The organism is Pseudomonas paralactis, from assembly GCF_001439735.1.
Lineage (GTDB): Bacteria > Pseudomonadota > Gammaproteobacteria > Pseudomonadales > Pseudomonadaceae > Aquipseudomonas > Aquipseudomonas paralactis.
The window spans coordinates 44,679-61,665 of the sequence record NZ_JYLN01000016.1 but is presented as its reverse complement, the minus strand read 5'-3'; the positions used below and the strand labels follow the sequence as shown (position 1 = coordinate 61,665).

The 16,987-nt window shown below is 56.8% G+C and carries 20 protein-coding genes; 5 read left to right on the top strand and 15 right to left on the bottom strand.

Features of this window, described 5'->3' with window-relative positions:
• Positions 1-499: 499 nt before the first annotated feature.
• Positions 500-1,510 (bottom strand): tRNA dihydrouridine(20/20a) synthase DusA, encoded by a 1,011-nt coding sequence (dusA, locus tag TX23_RS25665; protein WP_057704581.1) that lies wholly within the window; start codon positions 1,508-1,510, stop codon positions 500-502.
• 103 nt (positions 1,511-1,613) lie between these two features.
• Here dusA and TX23_RS25660 point away from each other — a divergent pair, with 103 nt between their 5' ends.
• Positions 1,614-2,765: a site-specific integrase gene (locus TX23_RS25660; RefSeq protein WP_057704580.1), complete on the top strand. Its 1,152-nt coding sequence runs from the start codon at positions 1,614-1,616 to the stop codon at positions 2,763-2,765.
• Here TX23_RS25660 and TX23_RS25655 read toward each other — a convergent pair.
• The 10 genes from TX23_RS25655 to TX23_RS25605 all read right to left on the bottom strand — a co-directional run bounded on the left by TX23_RS25655 (position 2,740) and on the right by TX23_RS25605 (position 9,290).
• On the bottom strand, positions 2,740-3,015 hold the full coding sequence (locus TX23_RS25655; protein ID WP_057704579.1) for a pyocin activator PrtN family protein: 276 nt from the start codon (positions 3,013-3,015) through the stop codon (positions 2,740-2,742). The two genes, TX23_RS25660 and TX23_RS25655, sit on opposite strands and share 26 nt — an antisense overlap.
• A 193-nt stretch (positions 3,016-3,208) precedes the next feature.
• Complete coding sequence (locus TX23_RS25645) at positions 3,209-3,754, bottom strand: DUF2786 domain-containing protein (protein ID WP_057704577.1); 546 nt, start codon at positions 3,752-3,754, stop codon at positions 3,209-3,211.
• 281 nt (positions 3,755-4,035) lie between these two features.
• Positions 4,036-4,299 carry a hypothetical protein gene (locus TX23_RS25640; protein ID WP_057704576.1) on the bottom strand — a complete coding sequence of 88 codons (264 nt, stop codon included), beginning with the start codon at positions 4,297-4,299 and terminating at the stop codon, positions 4,036-4,038.
• Between the two features lie 58 nt (positions 4,300-4,357).
• Complete coding sequence (locus TX23_RS25635) at positions 4,358-4,669, bottom strand: hypothetical protein (RefSeq protein ID WP_057704575.1); 312 nt, start codon at positions 4,667-4,669, stop codon at positions 4,358-4,360.
• Between the two features lie 62 nt (positions 4,670-4,731).
• Positions 4,732-7,530 (bottom strand): toprim domain-containing protein, encoded by a 2,799-nt coding sequence (locus TX23_RS25630; protein ID WP_209445928.1) that lies wholly within the window; start codon positions 7,528-7,530, stop codon positions 4,732-4,734.
• A gap of 11 nt (positions 7,531-7,541) precedes the next feature.
• Positions 7,542-7,787: a hypothetical protein gene (locus TX23_RS25625; protein ID WP_057704573.1), complete on the bottom strand. Its 246-nt coding sequence runs from the start codon at positions 7,785-7,787 to the stop codon at positions 7,542-7,544.
• Positions 7,788-7,857: 70 nt separating this feature from the next.
• Entirely contained in the window at positions 7,858-8,232 is a 375-nt protein-coding gene (locus TX23_RS25620) for a hypothetical protein (RefSeq protein WP_057704572.1), read from the bottom strand.
• Positions 8,229-8,531 (bottom strand): ogr/Delta-like zinc finger family protein, encoded by a 303-nt coding sequence (locus tag TX23_RS25615; protein ID WP_057704571.1) that lies wholly within the window; start codon positions 8,529-8,531, stop codon positions 8,229-8,231. Before TX23_RS25615 ends, TX23_RS25620 begins: the two co-directional genes overlap by 4 nt.
• Complete coding sequence (locus tag TX23_RS25610; RefSeq protein WP_014717543.1) at positions 8,528-9,001, bottom strand: YmfL family putative regulatory protein; 474 nt, start codon at positions 8,999-9,001, stop codon at positions 8,528-8,530. The genes TX23_RS25615 and TX23_RS25610 overlap by 4 nt, the downstream gene beginning before the upstream one ends.
• A 40-nt stretch (positions 9,002-9,041) precedes the next feature.
• The gene (locus TX23_RS25605) at positions 9,042-9,290 is read right to left on the bottom strand and encodes a helix-turn-helix domain-containing protein (RefSeq protein WP_057704570.1); all 249 of its coding nucleotides are present in this window, start codon (positions 9,288-9,290) and stop codon (positions 9,042-9,044) included.
• 101 nt (positions 9,291-9,391) lie between these two features.
• Between TX23_RS25605 and TX23_RS25600 the strand changes: the two genes are divergently transcribed.
• The 4 genes from TX23_RS25600 (at position 9,392) to TX23_RS28585 (ending at position 11,417) form a co-directional block, all read left to right on the top strand.
• Entirely contained in the window at positions 9,392-9,808 is a 417-nt protein-coding gene (locus tag TX23_RS25600; protein WP_082629716.1) for a helix-turn-helix domain-containing protein, read from the top strand.
• An 87-nt stretch (positions 9,809-9,895) separates the two neighbouring features.
• Positions 9,896-10,714 carry a hypothetical protein gene (locus TX23_RS25595; RefSeq protein WP_057704569.1) on the top strand — a complete coding sequence of 273 codons (819 nt, stop codon included), beginning with the start codon at positions 9,896-9,898 and terminating at the stop codon, positions 10,712-10,714.
• 71 nt (positions 10,715-10,785) lie between these two features.
• Positions 10,786-11,100, top strand: coding sequence for a hypothetical protein (locus TX23_RS28075; protein WP_157243953.1), 315 nt, complete (start codon positions 10,786-10,788; stop codon positions 11,098-11,100).
• Positions 11,097-11,417, top strand: coding sequence for a hypothetical protein (locus TX23_RS28585; protein ID WP_244885988.1), 321 nt, complete (start codon positions 11,097-11,099; stop codon positions 11,415-11,417). The genes TX23_RS28075 and TX23_RS28585 overlap by 4 nt, the downstream gene beginning before the upstream one ends.
• Before the next feature lie 63 nt (positions 11,418-11,480).
• On the opposite strand, the gene TX23_RS25580 is transcribed toward TX23_RS28585, so the two are convergent.
• The 4 genes from TX23_RS25580 to TX23_RS27665 are packed head-to-tail and all read right to left on the bottom strand — an operon-like array spanning position 11,481 to position 16,981.
• The gene (locus tag TX23_RS25580) at positions 11,481-12,749 is read right to left on the bottom strand and encodes a phage late control D family protein (RefSeq protein WP_057704566.1); all 1,269 of its coding nucleotides are present in this window, start codon (positions 12,747-12,749) and stop codon (positions 11,481-11,483) included.
• The gene (locus TX23_RS25575; protein WP_057704565.1) at positions 12,746-13,186 is read right to left on the bottom strand and encodes a phage tail protein; all 441 of its coding nucleotides are present in this window, start codon (positions 13,184-13,186) and stop codon (positions 12,746-12,748) included. Before TX23_RS25575 ends, TX23_RS25580 begins: the two co-directional genes overlap by 4 nt.
• Before the next feature lie 5 nt (positions 13,187-13,191).
• On the bottom strand, positions 13,192-16,872 hold the full coding sequence (locus TX23_RS25570; RefSeq protein WP_057704564.1) for a phage tail tape measure protein: 3,681 nt from the start codon (positions 16,870-16,872) through the stop codon (positions 13,192-13,194).
• Positions 16,862-16,981: a GpE family phage tail protein gene (locus tag TX23_RS27665; protein ID WP_082430453.1), complete on the bottom strand. Its 120-nt coding sequence runs from the start codon at positions 16,979-16,981 to the stop codon at positions 16,862-16,864. Before TX23_RS27665 ends, TX23_RS25570 begins: the two co-directional genes overlap by 11 nt.
• Positions 16,982-16,987: the final 6 nt, after the last annotated feature.

Genomic DNA, 16,987 nt, shown 5'->3' with positions numbered 1-16,987 from the left:
AGCTGGCTTGCCTGCGATAACGCCGGTACACCCAATGAGTACTTACCTGACACTCACCAGGCAAAAATGTGGGAGCTGGCTTGCCTGCGATAGCGTCGGTACACCCAATGAGCACTTGCCTGACACTCACCAGGCAAAAATGTGGGAGCTGGCTTGCCTGCGATAGCGCCGGTACGCCCAATGAGTACTTACCTGACACTCACCAGGCAAAAATGTGGGAGCTGGCTTGCCTGCGATAACGCCGGTACACCCAATGAGCACTTGCCTGACACTCACCAGGCAAAACTGTGGGAGCTGGCTTGCCTGCGATAGCGCCGATACACTCAATGAGCACTTGCCTGACACTCACCAGGCAAAACTGTGGGAGCTGGCTTGCCTGCGATAACGCCGGTACACCCAATGAGTACTTACCTGACACTCACCAGGCAAAAATGTGGGAGCTGGCTTGCCTGCGATAGCGCCGGTACACCCAATGAGCATCTACCTGACACTCGTCCAATCACCGCCCCTCCAACAACGTCCCCGCCTGATCCAGCAACGCCAACGGATCCGCCGCCTTATGAATATCCACCGACAACAACTGCCTGAACTTGCGCGCCCCTGGAAACCCCGTGCCCAACCCCAACACATGCCGAGTAATGTGATGCATCGTCCCACCACTGGCCAAATGCTCAGCAATATAAGGCCGCAACTGCGCCAACGCCTCCGCCCGGCTAATCACCGGCGCCTCACTGCCAAACAACTGCTGATCCACCTCCGCCAACAGATACGGATTGTGATAAGCCTCCCGCCCCAGCATCACCCCATCAAACGTCTGCAAATGTTCCTGGCACTGCTCCAACGTCTTGATCCCACCGTTGAGATTAATCTCCAACTCCGGAAAATCCCGCTTCAACTGCGCCGCCACGTCATAACGCAACGGCGGAATGTCCCGGTTCTCCTTGGGCGACAACCCCTCCAGAATCGCAATCCGTGCATGCACGGTAAAACTGGTGCAACCGGCGTCCTTCACTGTGCCGACGAAATCACACAACTGGGCATAACTGTCCCGACCATTGATGCCGATACGGTGCTTCACCGTCACCGGGATCGACACCGCATCGCGCATCGCCTTCACACAATCCGCCACCAGGGCAGGGTGCGCCATGAGGATCGCGCCGATCATATTGTTCTGCACCCGGTCGCTGGGGCAGCCAACGTTCAGGTTCACTTCGTCGTAACCGGCGGCCTCGGCCATACGGGCACAGGCGGCCAAATCAGCTGGAACACTGCCGCCTAATTGCAGCGCTAGCGGGTGCTCGGCTTCGTTGTGGCGCAGGAAGCGGTCGTGGTCGCTATGGAGGATAGCGCCGGTGGTGACCATCTCGGTGTAGAGCAGGGCGTGTTTGGAGAGCAGGCGCAGGAAGTACCGGCAGTGGCGGTCAGTCCAGTCCATCATGGGGGCAACGCAAAAACGCCGAGACAGTGCGGGGCTTGATTCTGCTGGGCTAAAGCTTTGTTTATCTAGCATTTTACTCAACGTGTTCTAGGCGTGTTTTAGGGCGTTTTCAGGCGTTTTTCAGGTCTCGGTGGTACGATGTACCACTTCAAAACTGGCGCGTACCACTTTCGATATGGCGACTATCAGGGCAAGAAAACTGGCGGATGGGACTGTGAGCTACACGGCTCAGATCCGCATCAAGCGCGACGGAGTGCAAGTCTACCAAGAGAGCCAGACCTTCGCCCGAAAACAGGCCGCGCAGGCTTGGGCGCGTAAACGCGGAGCGGAGCTGGATGAACCTGGTGCGATCGAGCGCGCAAACCGCAAGGGTGCCACGGTCAAAGAGATGACAAATCGATACCTGGTTGAAGTTGAGAAAGCCAAACCGCTGGGCAAAACCAAGCGCGGCACACTCAATGCCATTGGCGAGACTTACCTGGGCAAGTTGACCGATACGGATATCAACACCCAGTGCCTGGTCGATTACGCACTTTGGCGAATGAGCGCGGACGGCGGCGGCGTTCAGCCACAAACCGCCGGCAATGACCTGGCGCACCTCGGCGCAGTGCTGGCAATTGCCAAAGACGCATGGGGCTACCAGGTCGATCCGCTCGCCATGGGCGGTGCGCGGCGTGTGCTACGCAAGCTGGGCTACAACCTGAAAAGCCGTGAGCGTGACCGCCGGCCGACGCTGGATGAACTTGGAAGCGTGCTGACGCACTACCAGGCCATGCAGGCGAGGCGGCCGACTGTCATATGTATGCTGAAGGTTGTGGGCTTTGCCCTGTTCTCCACCCGCCGGCTCGATGAGATCACCCGGATTCGCTGGGCAGACCTCGACGAGGCTGGCCAGCGAGTGCTGGTGCGTGACATGAAAAACCCAGGGCAAAAGATCGGCAACGATGTTTGGTGTTATCTGCCGGACGAGGCATGGCAGATCCTCCAGACAATGCCGAAGGCCGGTGACGATATATTCCCCTACAGCCCTGAGTCGATCTCCACGTCCTGGACGAAAGCCTGCAAGTTTCTGCAAATCCAGGACCTGCACTTCCACGACCTTCGGCATGAAGGCATCAGCCGCCTGTTTGAAATGAGCTGGGACATCCCGCGTGTAGCGAGTGTTTCCGGCCACCGGGATTGGAATTCGATGCGGCGGTATACCCATCTGCGCGGCAAGGGGGACCGTTATTTGGGTTGGGAATGGCATGAAAAGATATTGAGGGCGCCCGTCCAACTGGGCGCCGCATCAATGAAATGGCTCAAAAGGCGTGTTTTGACCCGTTGAGCTGGTTGTGCTCTTTAACCGCGGCCGCGTGCTGCAGATCCAAGTACGTGGCCAGATCGTTCAGATGGACGCCCTTGGCCGACTTCTGGCTCGGCTCGATACGGGTGATCGGCAACTTGATATGGCCGCTCATCACCTTACGTTGGAGCATTTCCGGCGTTAGGTGCGTGAAGTAGTCTCGGCAGATGAGCTCCAGAGGGATGATCGCCTGACCGTCGTATTGGGCCATCAGGATAAAGGCTGTGTTCATGCTGCCTCCTCGTCCATGATCTCGCAAACGAACCGATGCCGGCCCCGGTTTGTTGCAGTCATCGCATTGCTAACTCCTAGCATGACGTCAACACAGCGCTCGTAAGCGTGAGGGCCGTACCAGCTTTCCACCCTCACTACCTGACAGTTGGTTCGAGTCGCATCTGCGCACAAGTAAAGCAACAGGGCGACGGTCATACAGCCTCCTCCCGCTCTAAGCGCGGGTTAACTGCTGTTGGCCGGATAACGGATGCCATACTCATGACTCGCATGTCGCGGTCGTTCAGAGAAGGAAGCTGGTCCTCGGACGGAGTAGCTGGGAACAAATGGTTCGCCTGCACGAAAGCAGAGAAGGCATCATCGAAGTGAGTGGTGAGTGCCTTGCGCAATGTTTCGTAGTGAAGTTCGAACTCAACAGCTTCTGATGGTGTGACTTCCACGCCAATTTTCTTGAGCCTTCCCTTGCTGATATAGAGACCGGGCGATTCCGAGTCGCATATCTTCGACATGATTTGCGCCGCCAACCTTCGGTCGTAACTGGTGGAAATGGGAAACCATCGGATCTCGCGGCGGTCGTCGACCAGGTCGCCAATGGTCAATCCGTGACGCGCTAGCAACTTTTCCAGCATTCGTTGGGCGTTATCCTTTTCTCCACCTTCGCCTCGCTGTGCCAGGGCCAGCAACTTGCGTAGCTTGGCCTCTACTTTTGCATTGTCGCCTTGGTTTTTAGGTGATCGCATGGTGCTTCTCCTTTGAGGCAGTGGGGGAGTTGCAGCTCCCCGTGTCCCGCCTGTGTTAATTATCAGTGCGCGTATCGACGCGGTTTGTTCTGTCTGGCCGCTTCACGCTCAGCTATGAAAGCCGCCCATTCCGCCGTTTTGGTCCGTTGGCGAATACGGCTACATGCCTGGTGTTTGCGGGTGGAGCGTGCTTTGCCGCAGATATCGCAGCGGCTGGGCAGGTCAAGCCGATGGCTTGCCATGGTCGGACGCTCACGTTCAGGTACGTGCTTAGGCATTGGTCACAGCCCTCCCATAACCATGCGTGTCAGTGCATTGGGTTGGCCTTCGGGCGTCAGCTTATCGAGGGGCTGCGTAACGCTGCGGCCGTTGGCCGCGCGCAGGGTGGCAACGTTGCCTTCGATCCCTACGATCACGCCTGTACGTGCGCTGAGGCGATATTCTCGGCCACCGCCGCTCATTGCGACGTAGCTGACCTTGTTTCCGACAGCAAGCGGGGTTGTGGTAGCCTCTGCGGTGCCGCCTTGGGGTTGATTCACTTGCATGGTGCTTCTCCTTTGGGTGGTCGGTGTCGAGGGGTTGCAGCCCCTCGGCACCACCTTCTTACTGGCTTTCGCCGTTTGGGTTTTGCTTGCGCACCAGGTGCAGGAGCAGGTTTTCATACTCAATAAAATCATCCGTTTGCGACTGCCATTCCAGCACTGCCTGGATCTGCTCCCGGCTGCACTCCAGTACCAGTAGCTCTCTCTCAGTCTCCGCACGGACCTCTAGAATGGTGATCAGGCCGGCCGGGTCGTAGGCTTCGGCATGGACGATTTTCGCGGGCCGGGTGAACCAGGCTTTCAGCTCTTTTATGTGCCGCAGGCGATTGTTTTCGCCGTCTGGGCCGTCACCGGTGATGACTTGTACGTGCATGGTGCTTCTCCTTTGGGTGGTGTCAGGCGTTGCAGCGCCTGGCAGGTATTGCCGCTGATGAATCAAGCCTGGAAGTGCCAGCACTTCACGATCGGTTGCTTGGTGACGACGGCGTTGGTCTTACTTGCCTGGTGAGCCCGCACCGCGCTGTCAGTCGCCTTATTGACGTCGAGCAGCTTCCGCGAGCGGGAGTCCTTCAGGCGTTCACGCAGCTCGCTGACGTCAGCGATTTTTTGTCGGTTCTCTGCGGCGCATTTCACGAAGTCGTTGAGGTTGATTGCGATGATGTGGTCTTTTTTACTGTGGTTGACCACTGGGCCTTCGGCGTCCAGACCTTCCAGGTATTCGTAAACCTCCCAGAATTCAGCCACCACCGGATGGTCGGAACTGATCGAGGCCTGGCGCTCAATTGCCATGCGGATGATCTGCGAGCGGGTGTGCTCGACCTGAGCGTCGGTGAGCGGCACCACCATGCACAGGCAGTCCAGCAGGGCGAGCATTTGGGCGTGGTTCTTGTTGATCCGCTCCACCCGGATGTAGCCGCGCAGCTTGTTGCCGCAATGGCTACATTCGCCGTGCTCATCTTTGAATGGGGTGTCGCAGGCGAAGCAGTGGGAGTGCAAATTGCGCAACTTCGCCTCGTAGCCCGCTATCTGCTGGCCGAACAGCTCCATCACCTCCAGCTCTTTACGTACTGCCTGCAACACAAAGTTGCTGAGTCTCGAACCTTCCAGCGCATTGAGCCGATCTGCCGCCGCACGGCTTTCAGCGGTGACGTTCGGGCGCACAAAGTGCAGTTTGACGATCCGGGTCATGATCGCTTCTGACGCCACAACAGGGGCGTTCTGGCTGATGGCGATGGTGCCGCGAAACGGTGGTTCGTAGGTTTCGTTACCGGCGGTTTTCACACCCTTGGTCGCCAGGGTGCCGCCGCCGTAGTAATCCTTGAGTTCGTCCCATTCGAAGGTTTTGGCGTGGGCCTTGTCGTCGCCGCTGCGATCTGATTCCAGCAGCACAATCGGCATGCCGGATACTTGGCCCATCAAGCGGCTGCGGCCGGCCTTGGTGGATTTGGACGGGTCGAACCCTTCGTATCCGTCTCGGCCCGCGAGTTTCCATAGCAGCGTGAGCAACGTGGTCTTGCCGGCGCCGGCCTCGCCAGTGGCCTCAAGGAAAGGAAACGACTGGTACCGACCTCGGATCTGTTCGGCGAACAGCGAGCCAAACCAGAAGGTCAATGCCACGATGCCCTGGGCACCAAAGCACTGCCACAGAAGCCCAAGCCACTGGTCATTATATTTTTTGCCGTCCTTTTCCAGATCGATCTTCACACCCTTTTGCAGAGTCTTGAGCTTCAACTTGCCCATCTCAAAAAACTCTTCCTCATTGATGTGAATTACCTGGCCCTCGCGGATGGCGACGTCGTTGAACACGTAGCATTGGTATTCCTTGCTGTAGCCTACATAGTCGATGGTCTGGACGGTCTTGATGCCGAAAAGCTGGTCTTTCATGAGCTTGTCCAATTGCTGTCCACTGCCGGTGAACACGGCTCCGGCACCCATGCCGAGAAGTCTTTTCTTGAATTCGCTGGCAGCGGCGACCTGACCACCCGTAAAGGTGTTTTTCACTGAGCCGCCGTCGTGCGGGAAGTCGACGCGGAAGAAGTACCAGGACTCGTCGGTAATCTCGTTGCGCTGGAAGTAGAGGGCTTTGGGGTAGCAGTTGGCGATCTCCACGACGCAGCCGGCGACGTTCAGTGCCTTTTCCCGAAGCTGCTTTTCATTGAGTGTCTGGGCTTCGTGGCCGTCGCTCTTTTCGAGGGCCTGCTTGGCGCTGTTGTATTTCGCCAAGTCCAATTTCCACCAGTACAGGCGCGAGTCGAAACAGAAGTGGAATTCCTCACGTTCACGCCACTGGTACATGAGCAATGCTTTGTCGCTGGCACTCTCTGCAATCAGCAGGGCGCCCTGGTGACGCGCGTCTTTCAAGTCCTTTTCGATGCGATCAGCGCGGGCTTTTTCATCGTCGATAAACGCCCAGCGTTGATGCAGATCGTTCCAGTCGACCTTGCGGGCGTCAGGCTGTGACACCTGAGCAGCCTCGCAGGTAAAACCGAGTTCGCGGGCACGGTTGACCCATATACGGGTGTACTTGTGAGCGCCTGGCTCGTTGTCCAGAGCCCAAACCAACTTGGGGGTTTTACCGCTGCGAGCGGTGATCAGCGCCTTTAGTGATTCCTCTGGAAAGGCGTTTGAGGACAGTGCTGCAACAGCAAAGATTCCGTTTTGAATGAGCGCGATCGCGTCGAAGATTCCTTCAACGATCCACAGCTCTTGCACTTCAAGCAGATCCACGCATGGTGGGCACCACCAATGGCCCCTGTAGCTCTTGAGGGGTTGGAAGCGGGCCTTCTTCTTACCGAACCGCGACGGTTGGTCGATCAAGCGCTCCCAGTACCCGCCGTGCTCGAGGGGAAAGCGCACAGTCGCAGAGCCAATATTCAGGTCGCGATCAAAGTAGCTCTCCTGGGTGTACCAGCCCTCTAACAGCTCAACGCGGAAACCTCGGGCAAAGGTCAGGTACGCTTTTGCACTGGCGGCTGGCTCGTCACGGGTGGCAGGTGCGCGCTTACTCCAGTCGTCGAACAGATCCGGGTACAGCTCTTTGGTCGGAGCTATATACCGGCAGTTTTTCTCACGGCCACACCGGATGAACCAGGGTTCATCGTGACGCGAAAACAAACGTTTCTGATTGCACTGCGGGCAGGTGCCCTTACGCATGTAATGCGTGCCTTTCATGTGCTGAAGGCCGTAATCAGACTCCAGACGCTGAAGTACATCAGCGCGGATCTTGTCTTCCATGGGCTTTCGAATCACTGCACATGCTCCGCAGCCGTAACAACGAGCTGTTTTTTCAGCTCGCTGCGCGTCTTGCAGATGCCTGCCAGGTAGGGCAAGTCCTCAAGCACCTTCGGCGCACGCTGACCACTTGGCACATTCCGGTAGCGGTCGGAGTACCAAATATCAGCCATCGTGACTTCGTACTGGCTGGTCAACCACAACAGGTAGTGCTGCGCCTGTAGTTCGTCCAGCTCCAGTTTTATGGTGATTTTGCTCATTTCGGCCACCAGTAAGTTGCAAATTTCCCCTACCCACGCGGTGCGGGCATCAAAGAGGGAGGGTTTTGGATTAGTGCGGGAGGTTGCGCGTCAGCAGCAAGCGTGTAGGAAGCAGGCGTGCTGAAATTGGGTGTCGCTGTTGGGTGCAGTTGTCGAGCAGCCAGATCACAGGGCGGAACGGGCCGCTGGTGGGGTAGATGCCCAGCCAGGCAATACGCTTGCACGTCATGCTTTCGAACTCAGCCACCGCCAGCTCAGCAATGCGTTGCACCAGGTGCGTGGGGACCTCAAGCGACAGGGTCAAGTACCTGGTGCAGTTCTCTAAGAGCTGGCTGTCGCCAGCAAGATGCTCACAACGGTGGCGGTATAGATACGCCACGGCTGCTTGCTGCATCGCGGCTCGGTAGTCCGTAGCGGGGTTGGTAGTCAGGGCGACGGTGTTCATACAGTTGCGGCCTCCATATCCAGTTGGTCCAACAGATCGGGTTGATCGTTTTTTGCCGTGAGGTTTTGTCGAGCAAGCAGGCGCACTTTGGTGGGCGCCATGGGCAAAACGGTGAGGGGACGCTCGATGCCTGACGGGCTGAGCTGGTATTCCCAAACCAAGGAACCGGAGAACGTGGCGCCGCATAGCAGGTTGGTGCATTCCGAATACATCGAGCGGAAGCAGGGCGTCTGCCCCTCGGAGGTACGGATGCGCATCGAGCTGCCGCAGCAAGGACAGACCAGCTTGTAGGTGCTCAATGTTTTGGCCCCCGGCTGTGCAGCAGAATCGTTGCCAGGACTTCAGAGTGACGGGCCGCCATGTAATGGCTGTGAGCGCGCAAAATCGCTTCGGCTTCGTCCCGCTCAATGACGCCGTCGTCCAATGCCTTCGCAATGATCTGGTCGACCACACCGCGCTTGGCTGCTGCACGCACTGAACGGTTGTAGAGGTCTACGTTGTCCAGTGTTTCAGGCTTGGCGAGGGGAACGAACATGCCGCCGTACATCGCGGCGATGTATTCCGGCAGGTAGGTGGTGCCCATGTCCTGCTCTAACAGGTGGATCTGTTCATCGCTCAGGGGCCGACTGCCGGCGTTCTCGTAGATGTGGTTATCGAACTTCTTGAGTTCGTATCCAAGGCGCGCTGCTGCGCATTCCCGGCCACCTTCGTAGTCGTTGATCACTGCGCTCATTACTTGGCGCTTGGTCGCTAGAACTGGGCGTTTCATCTTCTGGTTTCTCCCTGGAGTCATCGCCCCTACAGTCGTTTCATACAGCCGGTGCTGAGTTTTGCTCGGCGTTTTCCGCGAGGATTCCCGGCAATATTTCTTTGCCAATCACCCGAGACAGGTCTCGTAAGATTTGGAACGTTAACCTGCCGCGTGGCAGCCTTTTGTTTCCTGCCCAACGCTGAACCACTTGCGTCACTGTGCGCACCTCATAGCCATGGCTTAGGGCGAACTGACGGAAGTTACTGCCGCGCTCGATCAGTCGTGCTTGGATCTGGCGCTTTTCCATGGCTTGGCTCATGGTTGATGTGTTCCTAGTTGGTTAAGATGTACTCATTGCGCATAAGCCTATTTATTCTATTTAAATAAATCAAGCGGTATTTATTCAAAATGCAGAAAAAATCGCTCGACGCCGTGCTTGAACGCTTGATGATGGTCTTTGCCGTTGATAGCGACAGCGAACTGGCGCGTAAGCTGGACGTGAATCGACAGACGTTGGGGAGTTGGCGAAGCCGGCAATCCATACCTTATGCGTTATGCGTAAATGTGAGCGAGGCTGAAGGCGTTTCTCTGGATTGGTTGCTCACTGGTGAAGGGAGGATGTTGAGGGGGGACGCAGTCGGGAATGCTGAATTGTCAGTCATTAGTCCGCAGGAAGACGCGATTCTGGCTCTATTCCGAGCTTTGGAAGAGACCGATAGGCGAGAGATACAAAGCGCTGCTGAAGAAAAGAAACGCATAAGGGATATAGAGCAGCGGCTAAAAGAATTAACTGAAGCCCTTGCGGCCACCAAAAGGCCAGCATAATCTGTTCTCTTTGAGAACATACGTTTCGAAATTTTTATGGCCCCGGATCGCCAGTAGGTGTCCGCAATTCCAAGTAGTGGGGTGAGAATGGACTCATTAAAAGATTTGATGGATCTGTTAGGTAAGGCCAAAAACCTTCGGTTGAATATTGCCGCTTTCGTGGTTTCTTCTATCGTTCTTTTCGGTGTTAGCAAAGAACTGTTCTCTGTTGGTGACGCTTTTGAGACAGTTTTAAAGGGTTTGGCTTTAATTACCGCTATAAGAATAGTTTATGGCGTTATCGGCTTTATTCTCGATTCCATTAGTCGACTTCAAAATCGTAAGGCGGCAGCTTTAGCCAAGGAACTTCTGGACGAGGAAGCTCGCATCAGAAGAGAATTGGATATAAAAAATGCGGCTGACGAGAAGTTAAAGAAAGAGAATAAAATTCGCCACGCTTTTGAAAATCTCGATATTTTTCAATTGTACTATATTCAAGAGCTACGTAAGCAGAATCACATAAATATTTCGAAAGGGGCCGATCTATTTTCGTTGAAAGGTAGTGAGATAGTCCGCGCTGTCAGCACTAATGAACGAATGGAATCTGTAGCGCTCACTCGTGAAGCGAATTTGATTCTGAACGGCGAATTATGGGCAAGATTTGATGAGCTAAAACGAAACTCAGTAACGAGATTTTTTGAAGGCGTTCAGCCGATGGCGATGAAGTACTTCAAAGATTTTTTAACGGAGGACAAAATCAATACTAGAAATATTCATGCGCGTTCACTTTCTTACTATGAAAATGAAGGCGTATTTTCGAAGTTTTCGCGCTCCGTTGTTTTTCTTCAGCCCCAGACAAGCTCTATTTACACTATCGACCCTATTGCGAAGTCAGCTCTTGCCGAAGTCATCAATAAGGGCAATTAGCTTTGTCTTGATAATTATTTGATTGAATGCTTAAGCGTTTTGGCAAATTCTGTTCGGTATCGGAGGTTGACGTGAGTGATAGTTATCAGAAGTTGAATACAGATCGCTTGGCTGAAATATTTAAAGATCGTGTGACCAAACCGCAATGCCCTTTTTGTGAACATGACGACTGGGCGCTACCTCAATTGTCCGGGTCAAGTGGGGTAATGCTCCCTTGGGCATATGGTGAGAATTTCGCGCTTACCGGCCCCTCTGCTGTGATGCTCTACTGTAAAAACTGCGGATTCATGCGGTTGCATGCTTTGGATGCATTAGACGGTGTGCTTGAGGACACGGGCATTAACGCTGATTTAATCGAGGTCGGGCCGAAAAGGGAGGACGCATGAACAAGCAGTTCGAAGTAGTGATTTTGAGCGATAGACGTTCTGCTCGTTTTGGTGGTGACAGAAATGAAAACGGGGACGATAATGGAACCAGAACCCCGCCGGGACCACCGGGAGACGATCCAATGGAAGCGCGCGTAGCCAAACTTGAAACTCATGTTGAGTACATTCGTAGAGACTTGGATGAAGTCCGCGGTGACGTCAAAATCATCAAAAATAGGCTAGCCTATTTCGCGGGTGCTTCGCTGGTTATCGTGGCCATTCTGGCTTGGGTAGTGAACAACCGGTTTGACCAGGTGCTACAGCTGCTAACCAAGTAGCTTCTGGCCTTACATTTAAACCCGGCGATCGCCGGGTTTTTTGTTTTTCGACATTCTGAAAAATCACGTTCCTACGGATTGCATCCTCTTCCACTCTCGATCCACCGCCCGACTAGCTGTTTTCTGACCCGCATACAGCCACCGCAACCGCTTCGGCTTCGCCTGATCCCCCGCTGTAACCGTCTTTTCCTTCCCGGTTTTTTGATCTCGGTAGTACGCGACGATCCCTGTGTAATCGCCTTGGTTCTCTTCCGCCAGATCCTCGACGTTGTCCTCGGGCAACTTGCTCTCCAACTCCAGGCTGACGGTGTAGCCGCCATCCGGGCTCAGGTTGTGCTGCACGTTGCCGCCGTACCAGATGATTTCGTCGATTTCCGCTTTAACGCCCTGGAGCGTGTAGGTCAGTTCGGGGATCAAATCCGGCCGTCCCATCGCGAGCGTGTAGCTGAGCGTGGCGCTGCCGCGCTGCAGGCGTCGGAATTCAGCTCTCGCGGCCCTGAGCGCAGACTGCTGGTCGCTGTAGGTGTGGCGAAGGTCTTTGAGATTGTCACCGCCGCCGGCAATCGCCTCCTGTTTCTTGGCGCTGTGCACGTCGTAAAAATATGCGCGCACACCGTCGTAGCTGTCGCGATCTGCCTGCAAGTAGCGGTGCTGGTCGCCGTCGGCACGGGTGAGGATAATGTGGGGCAGGGGAAGCCCGCTCGCCGTCTTGCCGCCGCCGGAGGGGATGCAGAGTAGACACCCGGCCTTCACGCTGGCCACCGCGTCGAATTCTTCGCCCAAGCGGGTAATCAGGTTGGCATCCGATTCGTTGGCCTGGTCAAGCTGCAAGATTGGCAGCGCACCTAGCGCACCAGCCACTGTCGACGTGAGGTTGTTCCCCATGGCGATATCGCCGATGACCTTGCCCAACGTGGTATTGCTCCAGCTGCGCTCGCGTTTGGTCTTCAGCCCTTTGCGCAGATCTGCTGATCGAGCGCGAATGCTGAGCACATCCGGCGCGCCGGTGTGTTCCGTCTCGTCGACGGTGTAGGTGCCTTTGTCGACCAGGCCGGTGTCGCTCCATCCCAACCATAAGCGAAGCACCGCACCCTTCGGCGGTATCGACAGCAGACCGTCATGGTCGCTCAGCGTAATAGTAAGCTGGTCGGCCTCGACGCCACGGTTGTCTGTTAGGTCAAGGTTCATCAGCCGCGGGCTCACCTTCATGGCGATATCAATGCCGTCCACCGTGAGGCGGAAGGCAGGGACAGGGTAGGCGGCATCCCGAACGAAGCGTTCCGCCGTGTCCACCAGGTAACCGGTGACTTTGGATAGCGCGGCCTCTATCACAACAGCCCCCGCAGAATGCTGAGCCCGGTACTGGTCGCGGCGCCGAGCAGGTCGATACGGTCATCGTCGGTACGCTTGAGCGTAAGGGTGAACTCAATGCGCTTTGGCGTGCCGTCTCTGAAAAATACGGTTTTGGTCTCGCTCAGGCTTTCGATCACCCACAACCCGTATATCCGGCCTGTACCTTCAACCATCGGCCAGGCCTTGCCGGTGTTCGCCATCAAACGTAGAGCGTCCAGGCTGAGCACGCTGCCAGCCAGTTCCGGGAGGATGATGCCGGGGAGGGTGATGGTGTCGTCCCCACGCCCGACAAACTGCAGTGCGGGTGACGCCCCGACGCGGCTGTTGCTGGCATGGCGCCAGTTGGTTTGGCGCTGCAGCTCCTGGTAAGCGAGGGTTGATAGGCTGAACACGAACATGCCGAGGCTGAGCATCATGGTGATTAATCCCGGTCCGATAACTTGCTGCGCTGACGGGCGCGTTTCTCGTTTTCAATCTTGTTGAGCATGGCGCGCAGGCTTTTCTCCATGGCTTGCATGTCCATGCCAGGGGCCGCTGCGATGGTGATTTCGTAGGTGTCGTGGCTGTCGTAAACCGTCGATGTGCCCGCGCAGCTGATCGGAGGACGATCATCGACCGCTAACGCCGGCATGGCTGTGGCGGTGAGAGCCAGGGTGCCGGCCGCAGTCAGTTGTTTGCCCATGTTTGACAACGTGTTGAGCGGCCCCTTTTGTCCGCCCTCCAGGCCCTTTGTCAGCCCTTCCATGGTGAAACCACCCAGCTCAGCGAACACCCGCGACGGGCTATGGATGCCCAACTTTTCCTTGAACCATCCGATGCTGGAGTCGCCGATGGAACTGATAGCACCCTTCACGGCGCCGAGCCCGGCGGTCAAGCCTCTTACCAGACCGTTGACGATCATGCCGCCGAATTCAGTGAATTTGCCGGGCAGCTCCGCGCCGAAGTAATTCATCACACCAGCGAACGCCTGGTAGAACAGCCCGAGCGGGTTGAAGCCAATGATCAGTTGCAGGATGCCCTTCAGGCCTAGGTCAAAGCTCGCTTTGATTGTGGACCACACATTGACTACGCCAGTCGCGATTGACCCGATGGCGCTTTTGATAGCGCCAAAGCCAGCGGTCAGACCGTTGACCAGGCCGTTGATGATCATGCCGGCGAACTCTGTGAACTTACCAGGTAGCTCGACGCCGAAGTAGTTCATGACCCCGGCGAATGCCTGGTAGAACAAGCCAAGCGGACTGAAGTTGATGATCAGCTGCAGGACGCCCGCTAGGCCCTGGTCAAAGCTCGCTTTGATGGTGGTCCACACGTTGGTTGCGCCGGTTGCGATAGAGCCGATGCTCTGCAGCAGTGTCATGAGCATGTTGCCGACAGCTGCACCGAAGCGCTGGCCCATCGACTGCGCAGCACCGCCAACGTCTTCGACCGGCTTCAATAGGTCGCTGAACCAACTGATCACACCACTGATACTGGAAGAGATCATGTTGAACAGCGGGCGGACGATGCTGCCCAGCAGACGCAGTGCGAAACCTATAACCGGAATGGAGTAGGCCGCTTTGGCCAGACTGACCAGCAAACCGCGGAACTTGCCGAACCCGGCAAGGACCGGCTGCAGGGCGTCAGTGAGCCCCTGCCAGAAGCCGAGGAAAAACCCTTTAATCGGCTTCCAGTACTTGTAAATCAGCAACGCGGCGGCGACTAGGCCCGCGACAGCGGCGATCAGCCACCCGACCGGAGTTGCCAGGATGGCCGCACCGACCGCGCTGATGGCGCTGCCGAGCATTGGAAACACGCTGACTGCCGCAAACCGCGCAGAATTGATTAGGGTTGGAATGACACTCACCATGCTGCCGGCGGCGCGACTGGCCGTGACCGTCTTCCAGATTCGTCCCATCCGGCCCACCTCTACACCGGCGCCTGCAGTTGCGATGCGGGTTCCGATTAGTTGCGCTTTGATACTGCCCAAGCGAATGCCGAACATCGCCATGCCGTACCGTAGCACTGCGAGGGGGCCGAGCATGCTTGCCATGGTCAAGGCCAGTGTGCCGAACACCACGGCGGCGGCTGCTACAGCCGCGACGACTTTGACCAGGCCCCCGGCCAATTTCGGATTTTCCCGCGCCCAGGCACCGACTCCATTGGCAAGTTCGCCCAGCGTGTTGATCAGTCCCTTTAGCTCGGGCGCAACTGCGGCTCCGAACTCCGCCATGGCGTTGGTGAAGCTACCCTCTGCGGCTTCCATGACGTTGGTGAGGGTGCCGAGCTGTTCGTTGACGCGTGTACGCAGATCGGCCTGGGCTTTCAGCTTCTGTTGCACCTCTCGATAACCGGCCAGCCCCTTGTTCATCATGACGTCCAGGGTGGACATCGTCTCTGCATCGTCCCCGAACAACGTCTGTTTAACTTCCGTACGGTCGATATCATTCAGCGCTTTTAGCTTCTCAATCTGCGCATACAAATTTTCCAGACCGGAAAAATTGCCTTCGTCATCAGTGAATTTGAGCGACATCCCTTTTTTCGCGAGCACTCCATTCGCTTTGTCTACTTTGTCCTGATTCAAACCTGCCTGAAAAATTTTACGGAAAGCGTTACCCGCCGAGCTGCCGTCCATGCTGGCCTGGTCCATCATGATGAGCAGCGGGGCGAGTTCTTTGGCCGCGTCGATGCCCGACTTCTTGATGACGTCCATGACAGGTGAAATTTTGCTGAAGCCCTGCATCATGTTGCTCGGATCCATACCGGCGTAGAAGCCACGCTGGATTGTGTCCATCAGCCCCATCATGTCTTTTTCAGTGGTTCTGGTGGCGTCCTGCATTTTGGCGGCGAACTCGGCCGCTTCTGTGGCTTCCATCTTCATTTGCACGCCGAGATACGCAGCCGCTTCCCCGGTGCCGCCCAAGATGCTATGCGCGCTGATGCCCTGGCGACGAAGCATCGTCATCATGTTCTGGAAGTCTGCCGTGGTACCTGGCAGTCGGTCGCCAAGCTTGGTGGCCAGGTCCGTGATCTTCTGGAAGTCGGCGGAAACCTTCCCGGTGTCGTCCATCATCGATACCTTGAGCTGAGTGGCTGAATCCTCATTCGGGGCAAAAGCTTTGATTGCCGACACTGCGGGGCGGCTGGCGGCATAGCCCGCGCCAAGGCTGGTGGCGCCGGACACAGCAACACTGCCAGCCAGGCTCTGGGTTTTATCGTAGGTGGCGCGGGCCTTCGCCAGGCTGTCCTGCTTGTGCTTCAGCGCATCCAGTTGGTCCATCTGCAATTTCATAGCCTGGGTGGCGGTGTCGATATCGCGCTTGAGCTTCAGCTCGTGCGCGCCCAGGGCATTGGTGTTTATGCCGGCGTTTTTGAGCTGCTCGCCGAGGTTGGCAAGCTTTACCCGCTGCTGGCCGTACTGCTCGCCCAAGCGTTTCGACTCGGCGGTGTGCTGTTTCAGCAGCGCGAGCTGATCCTTGAACGGGCTTTCCAGGCGGCGGATCTCGTCGCGCAGACTGGCATGGCCGGCACGACTGGTGCGCAACTGCGCGTTGTTAATTATGAACCGGTCAGCCAGGGCCTTTTCCTTGGCTGCGAGCTGGTCCAGCTGGGTCTTGCGCTCCCGCTGTGCGGCCGTGAGGCGGGTGTATTCGTCGTGCTGTGCTCGGGTCAGGGCATTGCCCTTTTGCATCACGGTATTGAGGGCAGCGATCTGGCTGGCTGATTGGCGGTGTTCGTCGCTCATCAACCCCAGGGCATTGCGTGTCCCGGTGAGTTCGCGCTTGAGGTCGGTCTGACTGGTTTTGAGCGCGTCGACCTTCTGCCGCGACTTGTCGAACAGCGCCTGAGTCGGCGCGAGCTGCTGCCGGACTCTGGCCGTTTCGCGGGCGAGTTCGCCTACCTTGGTGTTGTTGGCGGCGAGCGCCTCGGATGTCGCGCGGGTGGCGGCCTGCAGTTCGCGCCAGGCGCCGACGTCGCGTTGCTGGGTGTTGAGTTCTTTCAGGCGGTCGCGAGCCGCTTTGAGGGCTCGGGCGGTTTCCTTGCTACCGCCCGTGATTTTGTTCAGCGGACCTGTGGCTTTGTCGATGGCGCTGAGCAGCACCTGAAGTCTCAGATCATTCGCCATCGTTGGAACTCCGCACCCTGGCGCGCTCGCGCCAGTCCATCAGGTCTTGCAGGCCCAACTGATCCATATCAGCCGGTGCCCAGTGAAAAACCACGGCCAGATCAGCCATAGCGTC